The 17,240-nt window shown below is 64.5% G+C and carries 18 protein-coding genes and 3 pseudogenes; 7 read left to right on the top strand and 14 right to left on the bottom strand.

What is annotated here, in order from left to right; genetic code table 11:
* Window positions 1-75: 75 nt before the first annotated feature.
* On the bottom strand, window positions 76-1,872 hold the full coding sequence (locus ABWK72_RS22930) for an amidohydrolase (protein ID WP_367871908.1): 1,797 nt from the start codon (window positions 1,870-1,872) through the stop codon (window positions 76-78).
* A 31-nt stretch (window positions 1,873-1,903) separates the two neighbouring features.
* Window positions 1,904-2,467 carry an antibiotic biosynthesis monooxygenase gene (locus ABWK72_RS22925; protein WP_367871907.1) on the bottom strand — a complete coding sequence of 188 codons (564 nt, stop codon included), beginning with the start codon at window positions 2,465-2,467 and terminating at the stop codon, window positions 1,904-1,906.
* A gap of 128 nt (window positions 2,468-2,595) precedes the next feature.
* On the opposite strand from ABWK72_RS22925, the gene ABWK72_RS22920 reads away from it, so the two are divergent.
* Window positions 2,596-2,901: a hypothetical protein gene (locus tag ABWK72_RS22920; RefSeq protein ID WP_367871906.1), complete on the top strand. Its 306-nt coding sequence runs from the start codon at window positions 2,596-2,598 to the stop codon at window positions 2,899-2,901.
* Between the two features lie 195 nt (window positions 2,902-3,096).
* On the opposite strand, the gene ABWK72_RS22915 is transcribed toward ABWK72_RS22920, so the two are convergent.
* The gene (locus ABWK72_RS22915; RefSeq protein ID WP_367871905.1) at window positions 3,097-3,264 is read right to left on the bottom strand and encodes a hypothetical protein; all 168 of its coding nucleotides are present in this window, start codon (window positions 3,262-3,264) and stop codon (window positions 3,097-3,099) included.
* A gap of 165 nt (window positions 3,265-3,429) precedes the next feature.
* On the opposite strand from ABWK72_RS22915, the gene ABWK72_RS22910 reads away from it, so the two are divergent.
* Both ABWK72_RS22910 and ABWK72_RS22905 read left to right on the top strand, forming a co-directional pair.
* A complete protein-coding gene (locus ABWK72_RS22910; protein WP_367871904.1) occupies window positions 3,430-3,804 on the top strand; it encodes a hypothetical protein in 375 nt (124 codons plus the stop codon).
* Between the two features lie 421 nt (window positions 3,805-4,225).
* Complete coding sequence (locus ABWK72_RS22905) at window positions 4,226-4,672, top strand: hypothetical protein (RefSeq protein ID WP_367871903.1); 447 nt, start codon at window positions 4,226-4,228, stop codon at window positions 4,670-4,672.
* On the opposite strand, the gene ABWK72_RS22900 is transcribed toward ABWK72_RS22905, so the two are convergent.
* The 5 genes and pseudogenes from ABWK72_RS22900 to ABWK72_RS22880 form a co-directional block, all read right to left on the bottom strand.
* The gene (locus tag ABWK72_RS22900; RefSeq protein ID WP_367871902.1) at window positions 4,669-5,364 is read right to left on the bottom strand and encodes an alginate export family protein; all 696 of its coding nucleotides are present in this window, start codon (window positions 5,362-5,364) and stop codon (window positions 4,669-4,671) included. The two genes, ABWK72_RS22905 and ABWK72_RS22900, sit on opposite strands and share 4 nt — an antisense overlap.
* A complete protein-coding gene (locus ABWK72_RS22895; RefSeq protein WP_367871901.1) occupies window positions 5,303-5,932 on the bottom strand; it encodes an alginate export family protein in 630 nt (209 codons plus the stop codon). The genes ABWK72_RS22900 and ABWK72_RS22895 overlap by 62 nt, the downstream gene beginning before the upstream one ends.
* A 253-nt stretch (window positions 5,933-6,185) precedes the next feature.
* Window positions 6,186-6,662 (bottom strand): annotated as a pseudogene (locus ABWK72_RS22890) (hydrolase); the annotation flags it as partial.
* Window positions 6,663-6,975: 313 nt separating this feature from the next.
* Window positions 6,976-8,007, bottom strand: coding sequence for a hypothetical protein (locus ABWK72_RS22885; RefSeq protein WP_367871900.1), 1,032 nt, complete (start codon window positions 8,005-8,007; stop codon window positions 6,976-6,978).
* Window positions 8,004-8,246: a hypothetical protein gene (locus ABWK72_RS22880; protein ID WP_367871899.1), complete on the bottom strand. Its 243-nt coding sequence runs from the start codon at window positions 8,244-8,246 to the stop codon at window positions 8,004-8,006. The genes ABWK72_RS22885 and ABWK72_RS22880 overlap by 4 nt, the downstream gene beginning before the upstream one ends.
* Window positions 8,247-8,539: 293 nt before the next feature.
* Here ABWK72_RS22880 and ABWK72_RS22875 point away from each other — a divergent pair, with 293 nt between their 5' ends.
* From ABWK72_RS22875 to ABWK72_RS22860, 4 genes are all read left to right on the top strand, one after another.
* Window positions 8,540-9,364 (top strand): alpha/beta fold hydrolase, encoded by an 825-nt coding sequence (locus ABWK72_RS22875; protein WP_367871898.1) that lies wholly within the window; start codon window positions 8,540-8,542, stop codon window positions 9,362-9,364.
* A gap of 236 nt (window positions 9,365-9,600) precedes the next feature.
* The gene (locus ABWK72_RS22870; RefSeq protein ID WP_367871897.1) at window positions 9,601-10,143 is read left to right on the top strand and encodes a hypothetical protein; all 543 of its coding nucleotides are present in this window, start codon (window positions 9,601-9,603) and stop codon (window positions 10,141-10,143) included.
* Complete coding sequence (locus tag ABWK72_RS22865; protein WP_367871896.1) at window positions 10,112-10,738, top strand: EcsC family protein; 627 nt, start codon at window positions 10,112-10,114, stop codon at window positions 10,736-10,738. The genes ABWK72_RS22870 and ABWK72_RS22865 overlap by 32 nt, the downstream gene beginning before the upstream one ends.
* 374 nt (window positions 10,739-11,112) lie before the next feature.
* A complete protein-coding gene (locus tag ABWK72_RS22860; RefSeq protein WP_367871895.1) occupies window positions 11,113-12,069 on the top strand; it encodes an IS110 family transposase in 957 nt (318 codons plus the stop codon).
* Window positions 12,070-12,142: 73 nt separating this feature from the next.
* Here ABWK72_RS22860 and ABWK72_RS22855 read toward each other — a convergent pair whose 3' ends face one another.
* From ABWK72_RS22855 to ABWK72_RS22830, 6 genes and pseudogenes are all read right to left on the bottom strand, one after another.
* Window positions 12,143-12,526 carry a DoxX family protein gene (locus ABWK72_RS22855; RefSeq protein WP_367871894.1) on the bottom strand — a complete coding sequence of 128 codons (384 nt, stop codon included), beginning with the start codon at window positions 12,524-12,526 and terminating at the stop codon, window positions 12,143-12,145.
* 90 nt (window positions 12,527-12,616) lie between these two features.
* A pseudogene (locus ABWK72_RS22850) lies at window positions 12,617-13,525 on the bottom strand (ISAs1 family transposase).
* 46 nt (window positions 13,526-13,571) lie between these two features.
* Window positions 13,572-13,703: pseudogene (locus ABWK72_RS22845) on the bottom strand (hypothetical protein); the annotation flags it as partial.
* A 296-nt stretch (window positions 13,704-13,999) separates the two neighbouring features.
* Window positions 14,000-14,455, bottom strand: coding sequence for a hypothetical protein (locus ABWK72_RS22840; protein WP_367871893.1), 456 nt, complete (start codon window positions 14,453-14,455; stop codon window positions 14,000-14,002).
* Window positions 14,456-14,479: 24 nt separating this feature from the next.
* Window positions 14,480-15,172 carry an N-acetylmuramoyl-L-alanine amidase gene (locus ABWK72_RS22835; protein ID WP_367871892.1) on the bottom strand — a complete coding sequence of 231 codons (693 nt, stop codon included), beginning with the start codon at window positions 15,170-15,172 and terminating at the stop codon, window positions 14,480-14,482.
* Between the two features lie 52 nt (window positions 15,173-15,224).
* Complete coding sequence (locus tag ABWK72_RS22830; RefSeq protein ID WP_367871891.1) at window positions 15,225-16,982, bottom strand: SGNH/GDSL hydrolase family protein; 1,758 nt, start codon at window positions 16,980-16,982, stop codon at window positions 15,225-15,227.
* Window positions 16,983-17,240 lie beyond the last annotated feature (258 nt).

Here is a 17,240-nt window from a genome sequence, read left to right as displayed (position 1 = left end):
TGGGGTGGCTTCGTCCGCCTGAAGGCGGGACTACGTACCCTTGGGGGCGGGCGGCTGGGGATTGTTCGTTTTCGACTAGAAGGCGAAGCAGTCGCAGCCGGAGCCCCAGAAGGGGTGGGACTCGGGTGACGGGGCGTAGGATTTTTTGTTAGCGGATGGGGCCGTGCTGAAGCCATTCCAGAGGGGGGCGCCGTAACCGCCGAAGCGCTTGACGGGCGACCAGTCGGGGAGGATGGGGATGGCGGGGGCATCGTGCTCGCGGAAGGGGCCGGCGGCGTAAACGGGCCGGCCATCGACGAGGGTGAGGACGGAGTGGAGGTCGCGGATGCGGGCTTCGGGGACGGTGAAGTAGTCCTCATTCGTGACGACGAGGTCGGCGAACTGGCCGGGGGCGAGGCTGCCCTTCACGCTTTCCTCCCTCGAGAACCAGGCGCTGCCGACGGTGTAGCGGCGCAGGGCTTCCTCGCGGCTGAGGCGGTTGTCATCCTTATAGAGCTGGAGGCCGCCGAGGGTGCTGCCGGTGACGAGCCAGCAGAGCGAGTTGAAGGGATTGTAATTCGCGACGCGGGTGGCATCGGTGCCGGCGCCGACGGGGATGCCGCGGGCGAGCATTCCTCTAACAGGAGGGGTGCGTTCGGCGGCCTTCGCGCCGTAGCGGTCGACGAAGTATTCCCCCTGGAAGGCCATGCGGTGCTGGATGGCGATGCCGCCGCCGAGGGCGGCGACGCGATCGAGATTCCGGTCCGAGATGGTCTCGCAGTGGTCGAGGAACCAGTGCAGGCCGCCGATGGGGACGGCCTTGTTCACGCGCTCGAAGACATCGAGGAAGCGGGTGATGCTTTCATCGTAGGTGGCGTGGAGGCGGAAGGGCCAGTTATTCGAGGCGAGGGCGAGGACGACTTCCTCCAGCTCGGTTTCGAGGGTGGGCGCGAGGTCGGGGCGTGGTTCGAGGAAGTCCTCGAAATCGGCGGCGGAGAAGACGAGCATCTCCCCTGCCCCGTTCATGCGCAGGAAGGAATCGCCATCGCCGGGCTTGGTCATCTTCATCCACTTGGCGAAGTCGTCCTTCTCCTGCTTCGGCTTCTGGGTGAAGAGATTGTAGGCGATGCGGACGGTCATCTCGCCGCGGTCGTGGAGCTGGCGGACGACTTCGTAGTCATCGGGGTAGTTCTGGAAGCCGCCGCCGGCATCGATGCAACTGGTGACGCCGAGGCGATTGAGCTCGCGCATGAAGTGGCGTGTGGAATTCACCTGCTGCTCCGGCGGGAGCTTGGGGCCCTTGGCGAGGGTGGCGTAGAGGATCATCGCATTCGGGCGGGCGATGAGGAGGCCGGTGGGATTGCCCTGCTTGTCGCGCTGGATCTCGCCGCCGGGAGGGTCGGGGGTGTCCTTGGTGTAGCCGCAGGCGCGGAGGGCGGCGCGGTTCAGGAGGGCGCGGCAGTAGAGGTGGAGGATGAAGACGGGGGTGTCCGGCGCGGCTTCATTCAACTCTTCGAGGGTGGGCATGCGGCGCTCGATGAACTGGAACTCGCTCCATGAGCCGACGACGCGGACCCACTGGCCGGGCGGGGTGGCGTGGGCCTGGATCCGCAGCATGCGCAGGGCATCGGCGAGGGAGGGCACGCCATCCCAGCGCAACTCCATGTTGTAATTCAGGCCGCCGCGGATGAGGTGGAGGTGGGAGTCATTGAGGCCGGGGATGACGCGGTGGCCCTGCAGGTCGATCACCTTTGTTAGAGGGCCGGGAGTGATGTCGGCATCGCTGCCGGTGGCGAGGATGCGGCCGTCCTTGATGGCGAGGGCGGTGGCCTCGGGCTTGGCGGGATCGAGGGTGGTGATCTTGCCGTTGCGGAGGATGAGATCGGGAATCATGGTGATGAAAGGTGAGGCGTGGAGTGCTGCGTCATGCCGCCGCGCTCCACAGCCACTTGCGAAAGAGCTTGGTGAGATTCGGCATGACGACCCAGGTGAGCAGGGCGACGACGGTGGCGGTGGTGAAGATGTTCACGACGAGCGGGTGCCAGGCGGGCAGCAGCGCCTTATAGAAATGGGGGAGGATCGCGGTGAGCGGGTAGACGCCGAGGAAGGTGACGAGCGCCATCTTCGGCTTCGGCGGCGGCTTGCGAACAGGCTCCCCGGGCAGGGTGAACCAGCCGGAGATGCCTTCCATCTCCTCGATGTGCGGGTCGTCCTCGGTGAGTTCGCGGAGGCGCAGCATCCACTCGCGGTAGGCATCGGAGGAGGTGAAGGCCTTGCGCGAGGCGGCATCGGCGAAGCGGTCGACGACGGTGTAGTCGCGCGGGTTCGCTTGCTCGGAGCGGAGGACGTGGATGCCGCGGTTCCCGGGGAAGGAGAGGGCGAAGGCGATGAACTCCTGCATCGCTTCCTCGAAGGTCGGCTCGCAGCCCGGCTTCGTGCGCCGCCGGACGACGACGGTGACGCTGGTATCTTCCGGTGGCGGGCTCATGGGTGCGGCTCGGTGCTGTGGGTCGGGACGGAGGGTGATGAGGTTCTATTGGGGGGATGGGCGGGGGTGTGACGCGGGGATGTCTTTATAGTGGAAACTTCCGCGGTGGCGGGCACAGTGGTGCCACGATGCATGCATACTCGATGGTGATCTGGCTGCTGCTGGTCGCGGCGGCGATCATCTGGGGCGTCTTTTGGGAAGAGCGGCGGTCGGCGCAGATCCTGAAGGACTGGGCGACGCGGGAGGGAGTGAAGGTGGTCTCCTCGGAACGCCGCTACTTCTTCCGCGGTCCGGACTTCAATGCCTCCAAGTCACAAGCGGTCTTCCGCGTGAAGGTGCAGGATGGCGGCGGCTGCATGCGCCAGGGATGGGTGAAGTGCGGCGGGCGGTGGGCCGGACTGCTTCACAACCAGGCGGAGGTGAAGTGGGATTGAAGGCGGAAGGCGATCAAGGGGATCAAGGCGAACATCGAACATCGAACATCCAACATCGAACGTCCAAGTTTGGAAGGGGAGAAGCCGGGACGATGCCGATCAAGAACTTGGCGTTCCTGGCGTCTTGGCGGTTCCTTTTCTCCCACCCGGAATGCGCGGGCCAACTAGAAGCCTAGTAATTACCGAAGCGAATGCTCAACCGAGCATGTAGACCGCGGAGAACACCAGGGCGGTCGCGGCGGCGGCGAGGCCGAGCCAGGCGGCGGCGGACCAGATCGGATCCTTGGCCACACGTTCTTCGCGCTGGGTCGTCACATTCACATAGTGACGATGGTAGTAGCGGCGGGGGGAGCGGGGCTTCATGGGGAGAGAGGGAGGATCGTGGGGGAAAGGACGATTTTTTTCTAGCAAGACCCTCCGGATTGTCCAGCGCCCGGTGAATACTTCGTAGATCTTAAGTAATTTTTCCAGCTCTCCGTAGGGGTCGGGAGGGTCGACGCGTGGTTCGCGATCCGCTAGAATGCGTGCATGAAATTGAGAGTGTGCCACCGGACGTACGTTTGTACCGCGTGCCGGGTGGCGCGGCGGGCGGAAGGTTCATGGCCATCGGAGCTGCGCTGCGCGTCGTGCCGGGAGCCGCTGTGGAATTTGGGGTCGAAGTGGCGGATCCCGGCGAAGACGAATGACAAGGGCTGGCGCGAGCTGGCAGAGAAGGTGGCGGTGGACCGGGTGACCCATGCGGAGCAGATGCGGCAGCGCGGCACCGATATCCTGCGGTGGCTGGACATCAAGATCCGCAAGCTGGAGGAGCAGAACCGCCGCGGCCGGCATGCGAAGCAGCTTGGGGAACTTTACAAGCGGCGCATGAAGGTGGTGGCGGACCACTTCCCGGACCAAGGTTGATTTATTACTATGGATGCCGTAAAACAGCGGCACGAATTGATCCGCCGCGCGGCGGAGGGCGAGCGGCTGAAGTTCCCGTGCTTCCGGGGTCACACGCCGGCGGCGGATGGCGGCGTGACGAAGGCGTGCTTCAGCCGATGGCTGGAGGCGGCCTTCGCGATCGATGGCATCCTCGGCGTCGGAGGATGGGTTCGGGCCATCCCCAGCCGGACCTTTCGGAGAAAGGTCCCTGCCGCCGTGTGCATGGGCGCGGATCTGCACGGATGGAAGGGGCGTTTGGTGAGGCGAGGCGCTCGGGACCGCTCTGCCGGGCAGTGCCCGGCGGTCCCAGTGGGGCTGGCCGTCGGAGGGAGCGCCAGGGGGTCGTCGGGAGGATCTTTCTTGGCGGGGGGTATACGGATGCTTGGATAGGACCACGACCATGACTGCGCCCTCGTTTGCTCGCTCGCCGCTGCTGTGGATCGGGGCTGCCGTCCTGATTTTCTTGCTGTGGGCCTGGGGGATGTCTTGGCGATATAGCAGCCGGGTAGCCATCGATCTCGGGGGCGCGAAGGTGTGGAGGGCGGGCCAGACCGGAGGAAGAGCTTTCCTCACCCGGCAGATCGGCGGGAAGGTCAGCGGCCGTGCGACAGCGGTAGCCTTCCATGAGCCGCGGGAAGCCTATTATCTCATGGAGCCGGTCATCTTCGGCCCGGCTCCACGGGGTCTGCTGGGGGTCCACGATAGGCGTCCGACACCGGCTTCTCCAGTGGAGCTGCGAACTTGGTCTTTTGAGTGGTCGTTCGTCATCGCCCTGCATCTCGCCGGATGGGGCGGGCTGATCTACTGGAGGTATCGTAGAATCCGGCGGGCAATACGGGGTTGCTAGAAGGCGATGCGGAAGCTGGCCTGGAGGTAGTCGACATTTTCCCCGCCGGCATCGCGGAGGGCGGGGCCGGCCTGGTGGCGGGTGTAGGCGAGGAAGTATTGGGTGCGCTCCGTGGGCTTCCATTCGGCGGAGAGATTGAAGGCGGTGCCGAGGTAGCGCTCTCCGCCGGGGACGGGGGTGCCGAGGCGCTGGAGGGGCGGGCCGTAGATCGAATCCCGGGTGCTGAAGAGCCACTGGAAATTCACGCCGACTCCGAGTTCGATGGTATCGCAGGGGTGGAGGAGAAGGCGCGGGTTGAGATTGCAGAGATTCGAGGGCGAGATGAAGCCGCCTTCATTGAAATAATTGTTCGCCTGGAAGAGCGGGTGGAAGCTGTGGATGCTGCCGCTGCCGTCATCGCCGCCGGAGATGACATCGGCGCGGAGCTGTGGCAGCGGGGTCCAGGGGAGGCCGGAGAGTTCGCGACCGATGCCCATGCTGAGCGCGCCCGCGAGGATATCGCGAGCACCGGCCTCGCCGAATTGAGCGATGAGTTCGGAATCGTGATGCCAGGGGCCTTCCTTCCGCCAGATGCGAGTGCCGATGGTGTGGCGGATCTCGCGGCCACCGCCGGGCGCGAAGACCGAGTCCTCATCCCGCAGGCCGATGTAGTAGAGGTCCGCGTGATAACCGTGCCCCCAGGGCAGCGGCATGACGCCGTAGACGCTCCAGAGCAGGACCTCGGAGGCGCGTGAGAACGTTGTCGAAGGCGTCCGGGCGGACCTGGACCGGGGATGCGATGAAGGCATCGACGCGGGTCTCCTCCCCCCTCTGCCAGGAGAGCAGCAGGGCATCGTGCGAGAGCCGCTGGTTCGCGCCCTCCCGTGCGGCGAGTAGTCTACCAGAACCGTAGTAGAGGGTCTGGCGGCCGGCGCGGAGCTCGATGCGGTCGCCATCCGCGAGATCGATCCCGCCCTGGACGTAGAGCTGGAGGAAATCCGGGTCATCCTGGTCCGGCGGGGCGAGGGGCGATTCCTTCCCCCACATGCGGCCCCAGGTAAATTCCGCGGCGAAGCGCAGGGCCTCGCCGCGGTCGGCGGTGGCCATGAGCTGGACGCGCTGGTGGACCCAGTCGTCGGCATCGATGGGGCCGAGGCCGAAGTCGAGGCCGCGGTAGCCTTCATACATCGTGCGGGCGTGGCCTTCGAGCGAGAGGCTCCAGTCCTGGGCGTGGGCGCTTGATGCCAGAAGGCAGGTGAAGGCGGCCCGTGCGATCATCATGAGCTTTATGGAACGTGGCCGGGACGCGATGCCCCGGCCACGTTCGTCGAGATCAATGGCCTTTGCCCGGCGGAACGACCTGCGGCTTGATGGCGGATTGCGGGGCCTTGTGAACCATGGTGTAGGCGTATTCCACGCCGACGCCGTAGGCACCGCCCTGGCCCTTGATGAGGCCCATGAGCTTGTCGTAGTGCTCGCGCTTCGCCCAGTCCCGCTGCCACTCCAGCAAGGCGGGAAGTGCGGTGACGCGGACCGCGCCGGCCTGGACCATGCGGGAGAGCGCGGCCTCGTGCGCGGCGGGGGAAGTGGCGCCGCAGCAGTCTTCCACGACGTAGATGTTGTAGCCCTCCCCGAGCATCTCGATGGTCGGCCAGGTGACGCAGACTTCCGTCCAGAGGCCGGTCATGAGGATGTTCTTGCGGCCGGTGGCGCGGATCGCGGCGCGGAAGCCTTCGTCGTCCCAGGAATTCATGGAGGTGCGCTCGACGATCGGCTGGCCGGGGAAGACATCGAGGAGCTGCGGCCAGATGTAGCCGCTGAAGGACTCCGTCTCGACCGCGGTGAGCACGGTGGGGACATTGAATTCCTTCGCCACCTTGGCAAGCAGGGTGACGTTGTTGAGGAGCGTCGCGCGGTCGATATTCGCCACGCCGAAGGTCATCTGCGGCTGGTGATCGATGAAGACGACGGCGCTGTCTTCGGGCGTGAAAAGCTTGTGGTAGGGATTCATGGCAGTGGTTCGGTGGATGGAAGGCGGCGATGCTTGCCTCCTGTGCGATACCGATTGGGGGAATGCGGGGAATTGTGACCGGGAATTTGAAGGCGGAGGGGTGGTGGATGGATCTAACAGATGGAGAGCACGGGCGCGGAGCCACCTGGCCCGCAGAACGGTCCCACGCTGCCGTCGTCACGAAAAGATGGGCAGCCAAGCGACGGCGCTTTCCGCTACCACCGCGCGATGGAATAGCGCCGCTCCGGCTGCTTCTGCGGGGCAGAGCCTCCGCGGTCCCGGGCGCTGGCGCGTTTTCGATAGCCCCCCTCCCCTACTCCGGCGTCCCGGAGAAGGGCACTTCGACCTCCTTGACGCGGCGATAGTAGCCGGCGCTGATGACCACGGACTTGGTGCCATGATCAACAATGGTCTCCCGCGCCAGCGAGCGGCGGAAGAAGTGGAAGAAGCCGGCATGGGTGCATTGTCCCGGATGATCGCCTTCCACCTTCAGGACGAGGAAATCATGTCTGGCGAGGCCATGCGTCTTTTCCAAGCGGAGCTGGAGCGGGCCGATTCTGCCGGTGGTGATCCCGCCGACTTCCGCGGGCACGTCCATGCGCAGTTGCTCTTGCGCCACTTCGTCCATGCATACCGCCATCACGCTGCCTTCCGCGAGTGCGCCCTTCATGGAGGGCGGGTAGAAAAAACCGGTGGCGACGAGATCCACGCGGTCGGAATCGCCTTCAACGGGAGTAATCCACGCGGGTCCGTCATCTTGGGAGGACCACCGGCTTCCCGGCCTGGCAGGAAAGGGTATGGACCCAGCAGCGAACCGCAGCGCGGGGGACCAATAGCCCGGCCAGATCGTCATGCCGTGCAGGCTTTCGACCGGCACCCGGTTGATCTTCAGCGAATCCCTTTTGATCGAACGGATCGGCAGAACGGAGACGTCGAAGCTGTAGCACAGCGTGTATCTTTGGCCGACGACTTCCGTCTTCCGGATCGTGGCCTGCTTGAAGGACAGCACGGGATCGAGGGCGAAGGCGGCATCCCAGGCGCGGGCCTGATCGGCGGTCTGCAAGTCGGTGATGCGGTGGAGGACGGTGGCACCTTCGCGCGTGAGGAACTCGCCCTTGCTGCCGGCGGCGTCGTTCTTCAGGCCGACGAGCTTGAGCTCGCGGACCACGCCGTCCTTATCCCGCCAGAGTTGGTAGGGATCGGCGGGTGGCGGGGTGCCCGGAAAGCGATCGACGGCGAGCGAGAGCAGGAAGCCGATCACCGCCACAGTGGCCAGGGCGGGGACGCCCGCCAGCGCGAGGGCCGGTGCGGGCAGAGGTGAAGGTAGGATGGCTGCCGATCTCACAACTGGCGGTTATGGCATGGCGGCACGGGGAAGCAAGATGGAAGCGTCAGCGTCCGCCCGGCCTTCGTGCGGAACTCCACCGAGGTTTCCGCGCCATCCCCCTCCACGCCGACCAATTCGAGCTCCGCGGTCTTGCCGTCTTTGCCCGTCCATTTTTCAAACGGGGCCGAGACGGGAAGCATCGTGAATGCGATGGCCGCGCCAATGGCAAGCGGCAGGGGCCGGAGTGCGCGAATCATCTCCGCGCTTGATAGGACTCGGAGGGGATCCCTTCAAGATGGAAGCGTTCGCGGGGAGCGACCTCAGGAAAATCACGCTCTCATTGTCACGAGGCGCAGGGCTTTCCCAAGAATCCCCGTGACGCTCCGAACTCCCCTGCCCTGCCCGGATTTCAGATCCCGAATTTCAGATTTCAGATTTCAGATTTCAGATTTCAGATTTCAGATTTCAGGTCTCAGATCTCAGATCTCAGATTTGAAATTTGAGATCACTCTTACCGACTACCACTTACCTCCTACCGACCACCACGAACATGAGCACCATCACGACCAAGGACGGCACGACACTTTACTACAAGGAATGGGGCAGCGGCCCGGCGATCGTTTTCTGCCACGGCTGGCCGCTGACGGCGGATAGCTGGGAATCCCAGATGATCTTCCTGGCGGGGAAAGGCTATCGCTGCATCGCCCACGACCGGCGCGGGCACGGGCGCTCGGACCAGACGGCGACGGGCAATGAGATGGACACCTACGCCGACGACCTGGCGGAGCTGTTAGACCGTCTGGATGTGAAGGATGCGGCGATCTTCGGCTTCTCCACCGGCGGCGGGGAGGTGGCGCGCTACATCGGCCGGCACGGGACGAAGCGGCTCTCCAAGGCGGGGCTGATCTCGGCGGTGCCGCCGCTGATGGTGAAGCGGGAGGACAACCCGGACGGCGTGCCGATGGAGGTCTTCGACGGGATCCGCGCGGCGCAGATGGCGGACCGTTCGCAATTCTACAAGGACCTGCCCTCGGGGCCCTTCTTCGGCTTCAACCGCCCGGGTGCGAAGCCCTCGCAAGGGATGATCGATTCGTGGTGGATGCAGGGGATGATGGGCGGCCATCTCAATACCTACGAGTGCATCAAGGCTTTCTCCGAAACCGACTTCCGCGATGACCTGAAGAAATTCGACATCCCGACGCTGATCCTCCATGGCGAGGACGACCAGGTGGTACCGATCGCGGTGGGTGGTCTGGCTTCGGCGAAGCTGCTGCCGCATGCGAAGCTGGTGATCTACCCCGGCGCGCCCCACGGCCTGACGGACACGCACAAGGACAAGCTGAATGCGGATCTGCTGGAGTTCTTGGAGAGTTGATGGATGGCCTTCCTGGGAGAGCGGAGCCACCCGGCCCGCAGAATGGTCCCTAGCTGCCCGGGGCACGGATAGATGGGCAGTAAGGTGACGGCGCTCTCCACCATCATCGCGCGATGGATCACGCTGTTTCAGATTGCTTCTGCGGGGCAGAGCCTCCGCGGTCCCGGGCGCTGACGCGTTTGTCTTTCACGATTCGTGGCTGACAAGAGGAGGCGGTGCTTCATGGTGGGAATACCGTGACGCTCCGCTATTCGCCATTTTTCCTACTGGGGCTTCTGCCGGCGGTGATCCTGCTGTGGGCTTGGGCGGATTCGCGGCAAATGCAGACCGGGTGGTCGAGGACGGTCCCAACGAGTCCTGACCTACGCCATTGGGTCATCGTGAACGATTCCGCGCTGCGAATCGGAAAAAGCGAAGTGGTCGCGCGAGTGGGCCCTGACAGCGCGAATTATCAGCTCTCCGCTACCGGGCCATACGGTCGAACCGGGCGGGGCTCCATGGCGTTATCGGCAAAGCCCCCCTTTTTCCCGGGGCTCGAAGGATCTCATTACATGCGTCAGGAAATCGACGGCGCGTCGGTGGATTTCATCTCCTGCGTCATCCCATTCTGGCTGATCCTGCTCTGCTACCTGCCTCTGTGGCTGGGGATCGCGCAGTGGCAGGTGATGAGGAAAAGGAGGAAATTTTCCATCCCGGATGACAGCGCGAGAGATCGGGGCGAGGATGGCTCCGATTCACCATCCTCCGATGCCCGAAGACCTGAGCCTGCCGCCCGCTGAAACCACCGCCGACAAGATTGCCAGCGCGATCCTGCGCATCGTGGGGGAAGTCCCGGCGAGCGTGGAAGACGAGAGCCTGACGCCGCTGCGGAGCGCGCGGGCGATCGGGCATTCGGCGTCGGTGAAGGCGGGGACCACCGCCGCCACCCTGGCGCTGCCCTCCGGGATCATCGCGTGGCTGACGCTGTTGCCCGAGATGGTGATGGTGTGGAAGATCCAGTCGAAGATGGTCGCGGACATCGCGGCGGTGTATGGCAAGACCGGCGATCTGACGAAGGAGCGGATGATCTACTGCCTCTTCCGCCACACCGCGGCACAGGCGGTGCGCGATATCATGGTGCGGGTGGGCGAGCGCTACGTGGCGCGGCGGACGACGCTGCGCACCCTTCAGAAGGTGGCAGGCAAGATCGGTGTGAAGATCACGGAGACGGGCATCCGCAATTCCCTGGCGCGCTGGATCCCGGTGGTCGGCGCGATCGGCGTGGGGAGTTATGCGTATGCGGACACGCGGAAGGTCGCGCGCACCGCGATCGAGGTTTTCAGCGCGGATACCTTTGGGAAAGGCGGCGAGGAGCCGCTGCCGGAGCGGTGTTAGACATTTGCGCGGTGGTAGTGGAAAGCACCGTTGCTTGGCTGCCTACCTTTTCGTGCCGAGGGCAGGCAGGGACCATTCTGCGGGCCGGGTGGCTTGTATGTTGCACCGCCGTCCAAAACAACGGCCAGCCGCGGGTGCTTTCCGAGAATGGGCCCGTAGGAAGCTCGTCGGAGGAAAGCACCCGCGGCGGGTTGCCTGATGGCGGCACGCATGGTGGGTTATATTACCCACACCGGGACGCGTGCGGGGTGGCAGCCCCGCACGCGGCGGAACCGGAGAGACCGCCGCCTGTGGCAAGGGACCTCGATCCCGTCGCGGAGCATGGGTCCCCGGTTCCGTTCCCGGTCAAACCTCGAACCGCTGATTGAGTCACCATGAACTCGCATTGCAAGAAAGAGATGACCGACCCCTCCGTCACCTTCGTCGGCCTGGATGTTTCCAAGGCCCGCCTCGATTCCTTCGTCCCCGGCGGCAAGCCGCGGGCCGACGACAACACCCCCAAGGGCCACGCCGCTTTCATCAAACGCCTCCAGGGCCTGCAGAACCCGCGCGTGATCTGCGAGGCCAGCGGCGGCTACGAGCGCCCCGCCGTGGCCGCGCTGCTGGCAGCCGGCACCGGCGTCTGCGTCGTGCCACCCGGCAGGGTCCGCCACTTCGCCCTCGCCGAAGGCCTGCTCGCCAAGACCGACAGCATCGACGCGCAACTCCTCGCCCGCTACGGCGACAAGATCCGCCCGCCCCTCGAACTGCCGGCCGATCCCGCCGCCGTGCGCCTGCGCGAGATGCTCGACTACCGCCGCCTCATCAGCGACCGGCGCGTCGCCACCTCCTCGCAACTCGATGTCGCGCAGGGCTACCTGCGCGAGGGCCTCCAGGCCCAGCTCGCCGCGTTGAAGGCCGCGCTGCGCCAGGTCAACAAGGACATCGCCGCGCACCTCAAGGCCGAGCCCGCCCTGGGTGCCAAGGCCAAGCGCCTGCGCCAGCTGTGCGGGGTCGGCCCGGTGCTGGCCGCCACCCTGCTGGCCTACTTGCCCGAACTCGGCCTGCTCGGCGACAAGACCCTCGCCTCGCTGGTGGGCGTCGCACCGCATCCCTGCGACAGCGGCAAACACCGCGGCAAGCGCCGGATCCGCGGCGGGCGCGCCGTCGTGCGCGACGTGCTCTACATGGCGGCGGTCACCGCATCCACCCACAATACCATCCTCCCGGCGCTCTACCAACGCCTGACCGCCAGGGGGAAATTGCCCAAGGTCGCCATGGTGGCGGTCATGCGCAAAATGCTCTCGGTTCTCAACCGGATGATCGCCGATCCACAATTTTCACTTGCCTGATGACACCGCTGCTCCGCGCTCCCAAGGGAGCAACCGTCCGTAGGTGACAGCATGGGGCTGATGGGGAGGACGCTCAATTCTTCAGCCCCGCGAAATTCCGGCGGCCAGCCCACAGGAGATAGAGAGCGAGCGCGCAGATGCCGATGAGCATTCCTTGGAAGATCCCGTCCTTCTGCAGGAACTGGTGGTAGGCCAGGACATTGATGATGATCGGGCCGAGGATCAGCAGGCCGTAGTTCCGCGTCTTCGGGATGGCGACGAGGATGCCGCCGAGCAGCTCGAAAACCTTGACCATGTGCATGTAGCCGGTGGTGGCCATGGCGGTCCCGAAGTCGATGGCCTCCTTGGGCGGCACTGGTCCCCCCTCGGGCGGCTTCACCCCGGCGAAAAACATGATGGAGAAGGCGATGAACATGGCCCCCAGGAGGCCTCCGGCGATGCATGGCAGGTATTTCATGGCGATGGCGTAGCGGATTGAAACACTACGGACCTAACACGCTCGAGGCAGGATTTCAGGTGAAATCTCGCGGGGTGGCCGGCAGGGCTTCTACATTAGGGAGAGGAGTTGCTCGAGGTCGGCTTCGTCTTGGGCGGCGCGCAGTTCACGCTTGGGCAGGCTCTTGGGCTTCTTGCCTTCGAAAGACATGCGGTTGTGGGCATTGAGCGCCATCCGGCGAAGCGTCCCGAGGTTAGCGGCAGCGTTGCGGTCGCGCGTCTGGTTGTGGTCCTCGCGGTAGATCGCGTCGAGCACCCAGTGACAGCGGTTCTCGACACTCCAGTGGCCGCGGATGTAGGCGAGCATGGCTCCGGCGCGGGTATCGCCAAGGCTGCTGATATAGTAGCTGGTCTCGCTGCGGCTCTTGCCAGCCCCAAGCAAGGTATGGCGGTGCACCATGATCACGCTGCGGATGCCCTTCCCTTCCGCGCGGATCTTCTCGTTCATCCAGTCAAGCCCATGGCAGACGACGATGGAGCGCGTTTCGACGCGGTCGTGGCCGGTGTCCCCGGTACGGGCGATATTCTAGCGGGCGGGATGGAGCTTGGCGGTGCCGAGCTGGCGCAAGGCGAAGTCGAACTGGTCGCGCACCTCGTCGTGCAGGCGGCACTGGTTGCCTTTGACGCACAGGATGTAGTCGCCGCCCCGCCCCACGATGTCCGCGGCGATGGCGCGCTGGGTGCCCATGGCGTCGATGGTAACCACGGCTCCTTTGAGATTGAGCATAGCGAGCAGTTCGGGGATCGCGGTGATCTCGTTGCTTTTGTCGGCGACGAAGGCTTGGGCGAGGGTGATGCCGGCCTCGCAGGCCCAGGCGCTCGCGGCGTGGACGTGGGGGAGTTCGCCGCTGCGGCTGCCGCGCAGGACCTTGCCGTCGATGGCGATCTGGCCTGCCGTGGTGGCGAAACCGAGGGCGTCGAGGTGGGCGACGATGCAGCGGGCGAAGGCGTCGGGCTCGATGGCTTGTAAGACGCGCGAGAAGGGGTTGGCGCAGGGGGATGCCGTTGGGCAGCTTGAGCAGCCAGCTTTCCTTGAGTTCGCAATACTCCTCCATCAGTTCGTAGGAACGCACGCCGCAGAGGAGGGCCGCGAAGGCCGTGAAAAGGATCTCGCCGAAGTGATGGTGGGTGTTGCCGCCGTCGCGCGGGTCCTAGATGAAAGCGAAGGTCTCGAAGCCTTCCGGGAATCCAAGGGAGTAGTCGGCCTTGTTCGGATTTCTTGGCATTCAAGAATGCCTGAATGATACAAGATACAGAGTGCAGATCTGTTAGAGCCCCATTGGTGGGAGGCTCCCTAATGTAGGAGCCTAGGGTGGCCGCCGCGCCCCGCCGGGGGGGTGGGAAGATCCGCCGCCATCCATTCTCAGCTCCGCGGAAGCCCGCGTGGTCGTCCGCCTCCGCCGTTGCGGGGTGCGGGTGGTGGAGTGAGCCCCGCTCACTTTCCATCGCTCTTCCCCACCAGCCGCCCGAGAAGCCCGAGCACCCACTTCGCCCAGTCTTTTCCCTTCAGGTTCAGGAGCAGCAGCAGCGGGTAGCCCACCGTCATCCCGACGATGGTCACCCCGGCCGCCACCCCGGCCAAGCGGATCGAGTCCCGCTCGAAGGCATCGATCCCCCACCAAAGCACCAGCTCGCGCGTGGCCACCGTGCCGAGGAAGATCGCTACACCCGCGCGCCCCACGGTCACCTTGATGGTATCCGACGGCGATTTCACGATCAGCGAGACCAGCGTCCCCATCAGGATCGAGGACGTGAAGGTGATCGCCAGCCATCGGAACTCCCCCTCGCTGAGGATGGAGCTGGCCCACCCGGCGGCGGCGGCAATGAGCGAGCCGATCCCGAAGAGGAGCTTCTCGTGGAATTGGGAAATCATGATCGGTGTCGGGTGCATGGGCGGAGGCCCTGAGGCTGAGATTCAGGAGATGGCTTCCGGGAAGCCGCAGGCCAGGCGCAAGCGCCCCATCGGGAAGGCCGGGCCGGGGTCGGACTTGCGCTGCGGAGCGATGTCGTCGTGCCCGATCACATTGTCCAGGTGGTAGCGGGCCACCAGCGCGCGGCACAGCGCCTCGCAAGCGTGGTACTGCGCTTCCGGGAATGCCTCCCACTCCCGCAGCGGCCCGCCGTGCTTGTGACGCGCCAGCAGCGGCGGCAATTCCGAGAAGCGCTTGAGCGCGGGATAGGAATTGCCCGCATTCGCCAGCTCGATTCCGATCGCGCAGGAGTTGAGCCCTTCATAACTCTTGCGGCCGTCGTGCCACTTGCTCACGCCCGCATGTCCCGCGGTGCGGTCAAAGGGACGGCACTGGTAGATCGTGCCATCGCGATCGATCACCACATGCGCCCCCGCCCCCTTCGCCTCCGGCGTGCGCCAGAAGCCAATGGAGGACCGTGCCGTCGCGCCCGCCGTGAAGTGGATCACCCCAAAGCGCCGCACCGGCATCTCCCGCCCGCCGGGCAGGACCTCGCGGATCGCCTCCGCACACCAATGATCGGAAGTCAATTCCATGCTAAGGAGTGGATTCATGTCAGTTTGCCAAGGATCGCGGTCGATCCGGTTGAGCCAGCCCCCGCGGAAGGGAGCGAGGAGGTTGCGGAGAAAGGGGGGCATGGGTGTTTCTTTGCGAGGTCCGGGCTGCCATGTGTGGGGGTGGTAATTGTGGTCATGGGTATAGGCGGACGGTTGGAAGCTGGATGTCCACGGTAACGCCCGCGGCTCCGGCGGTGAAATTCCACTGGGGAATGATGTTGGCATCGGCCCCGATCGTGACGATTGGCGTGCGGAAGATCTTGATGCCGTCTACCGGAAGAATAACCGCGGCACGGGCGGCGACCGAGGTCGCATCCGAGGAGCGGGAAGCGCCGTTCAGGATCGGAGTGATCATAAAGCGGGTGTGCTTCAGTTCCCCTGCCTGGACCCGCAAGCGGAGGATGCCGTCAACGTCGAGGCCCGCTGGGTCGCCTTCCGTGTTCTGCCCCGGATGCCATAACGTAACGGCGGTTCCTGCCGTGACTTGCAGCCGCCACCATGTGCCGTCACCATCGGTGACAATCGATGGTGTGATACTGCCGCCGGGGCTGAAGAAATAGCCTGTCGGATTGACGCCGCCGGAGATCGCCGAGAAGTTAGCGTTAGGCGTTATGTAATCGACATTATTCAGCGGATCGACCTCACTGAGGTCGAAGTCGGCGGAGACCTGAACAGCGGCAACACGGGCGAAGATGGCCGCACCGTATGGCCCGAGGTGGACATTGCCATCGTCATTCATCATCGCCGGATTTGCCACGCCAGGGGAAAGCTCGATCGACGAATTGAGATCATAGTAGGGGATGCCCTCGGCGGCACACATGGCGGCGAGGGCGGCACGCAGGGCAACAATCCTAGCCGAGTAGATTCCGGTCATGTTGTCCTCGCCGCTGCCTCCGGTCAGAACAGCAAGTGGCATCGGGTAGGGAGCGAAGACAAGGGGCACGATGCCGGCGTCCTTGAGCGGAGCACAGACCACATTCCTCATGTCCAACGCGGATTGGGCCGGCTCCACGTTCGCCAGCGCGTCGTTCGTGCCGCCCATCACCCACGCGTATTTGATCTGGGAACCGGGCAGAGTGGCGATAAGAGCGGTGACATGGACTCCGAACTGAGAAATCTTGTGGCCGCCCGTCGCGAAGGGGATCTTTCCGGCGGCGGTATCCGACACGATATCCAGCCGCGAGCCGAGCATGAAGCGGAGCCAGCCCCAATACGCGCCGGTTTCGATGAGGGTAGCGGCACCAAAGGCGGTCTGTGAGTCTCCTGGACCCATAGCCACCTTACCGATCACTAGCTTCTGCCGCCATGCAAGGACGCCCGCGGCCTTCCTATACATGGAGTCAACGGGAACCTGATGGTTGAAGGCGTCCTTGTCGTCAACATATGGACCGGGCGGGAAGCGGTTGGTAACGGCCAATGTGGCAGCCTCCTCTGCCACTCCCGCAGCTAAGGAAGCAGCCAGCGCGGCGGATTCAGAAGCCTCCACCGCATCGGCAATATTCAGCACTGGGAGGGCGTCGAGGTCGCGCTTGAGATCGATGTTCTGCATCGTCAACCAATCCAGCCGGCGCTCCAAAGTTGCCGAAGGAATTGCACCGTTCGCCGTGAAATCCGCCTCCTGCGTGCGCGGTGTGTTCCTCGTCACTCGCAACTGCGAACTTACCGGAATCGCCCGCACGCCGGTCACCACTGAGGCCGAACTCGCGGCCCCACTTCCCATGACCGTGTAGTCCGCCCCCTCGTCAAGCAAGGTGATCACGCCATCCTCGGCTATCTCAACCACCACCAGCCACGCGTTCTCATCGAAGCGTAGGTTCGTGAGCGGGTAGGGCGTGGATGTCGAGCCGTTGCCCGGGAAGAGAAGTTGCGATATCTGAGAGCTGGTGACCATACAGCTGCAGCATAAGGTATCCAGGGGAAGGCGTTCTACTGCCAGCCATCCATCGCCCCCCATTTCGCAATGCTGCCCGTGTGATACGCTAGACCGCGGTAATTTCAGCTGGGAGCGAACCGCATCCCCAGAGAAAACGTCCCAGCAGTCGATGCCACGCAGTACTGGATCAGAAGGAGTCGCCGTCAGCATCCGCTTGAATCGACCTTCCAAGTAGTAAGAAAATCTGATTCCCGCTTTCCGGTTTGACCTGAACAC

The organism is Luteolibacter sp. Populi (assembly GCF_040801775.1).
Lineage (GTDB): Bacteria > Verrucomicrobiota > Verrucomicrobiia > Verrucomicrobiales > Akkermansiaceae > Haloferula.
The sequence above is the reverse complement of the archived record's forward strand: the minus strand, read 5'-3'. Positions and strand labels throughout refer to the sequence as shown.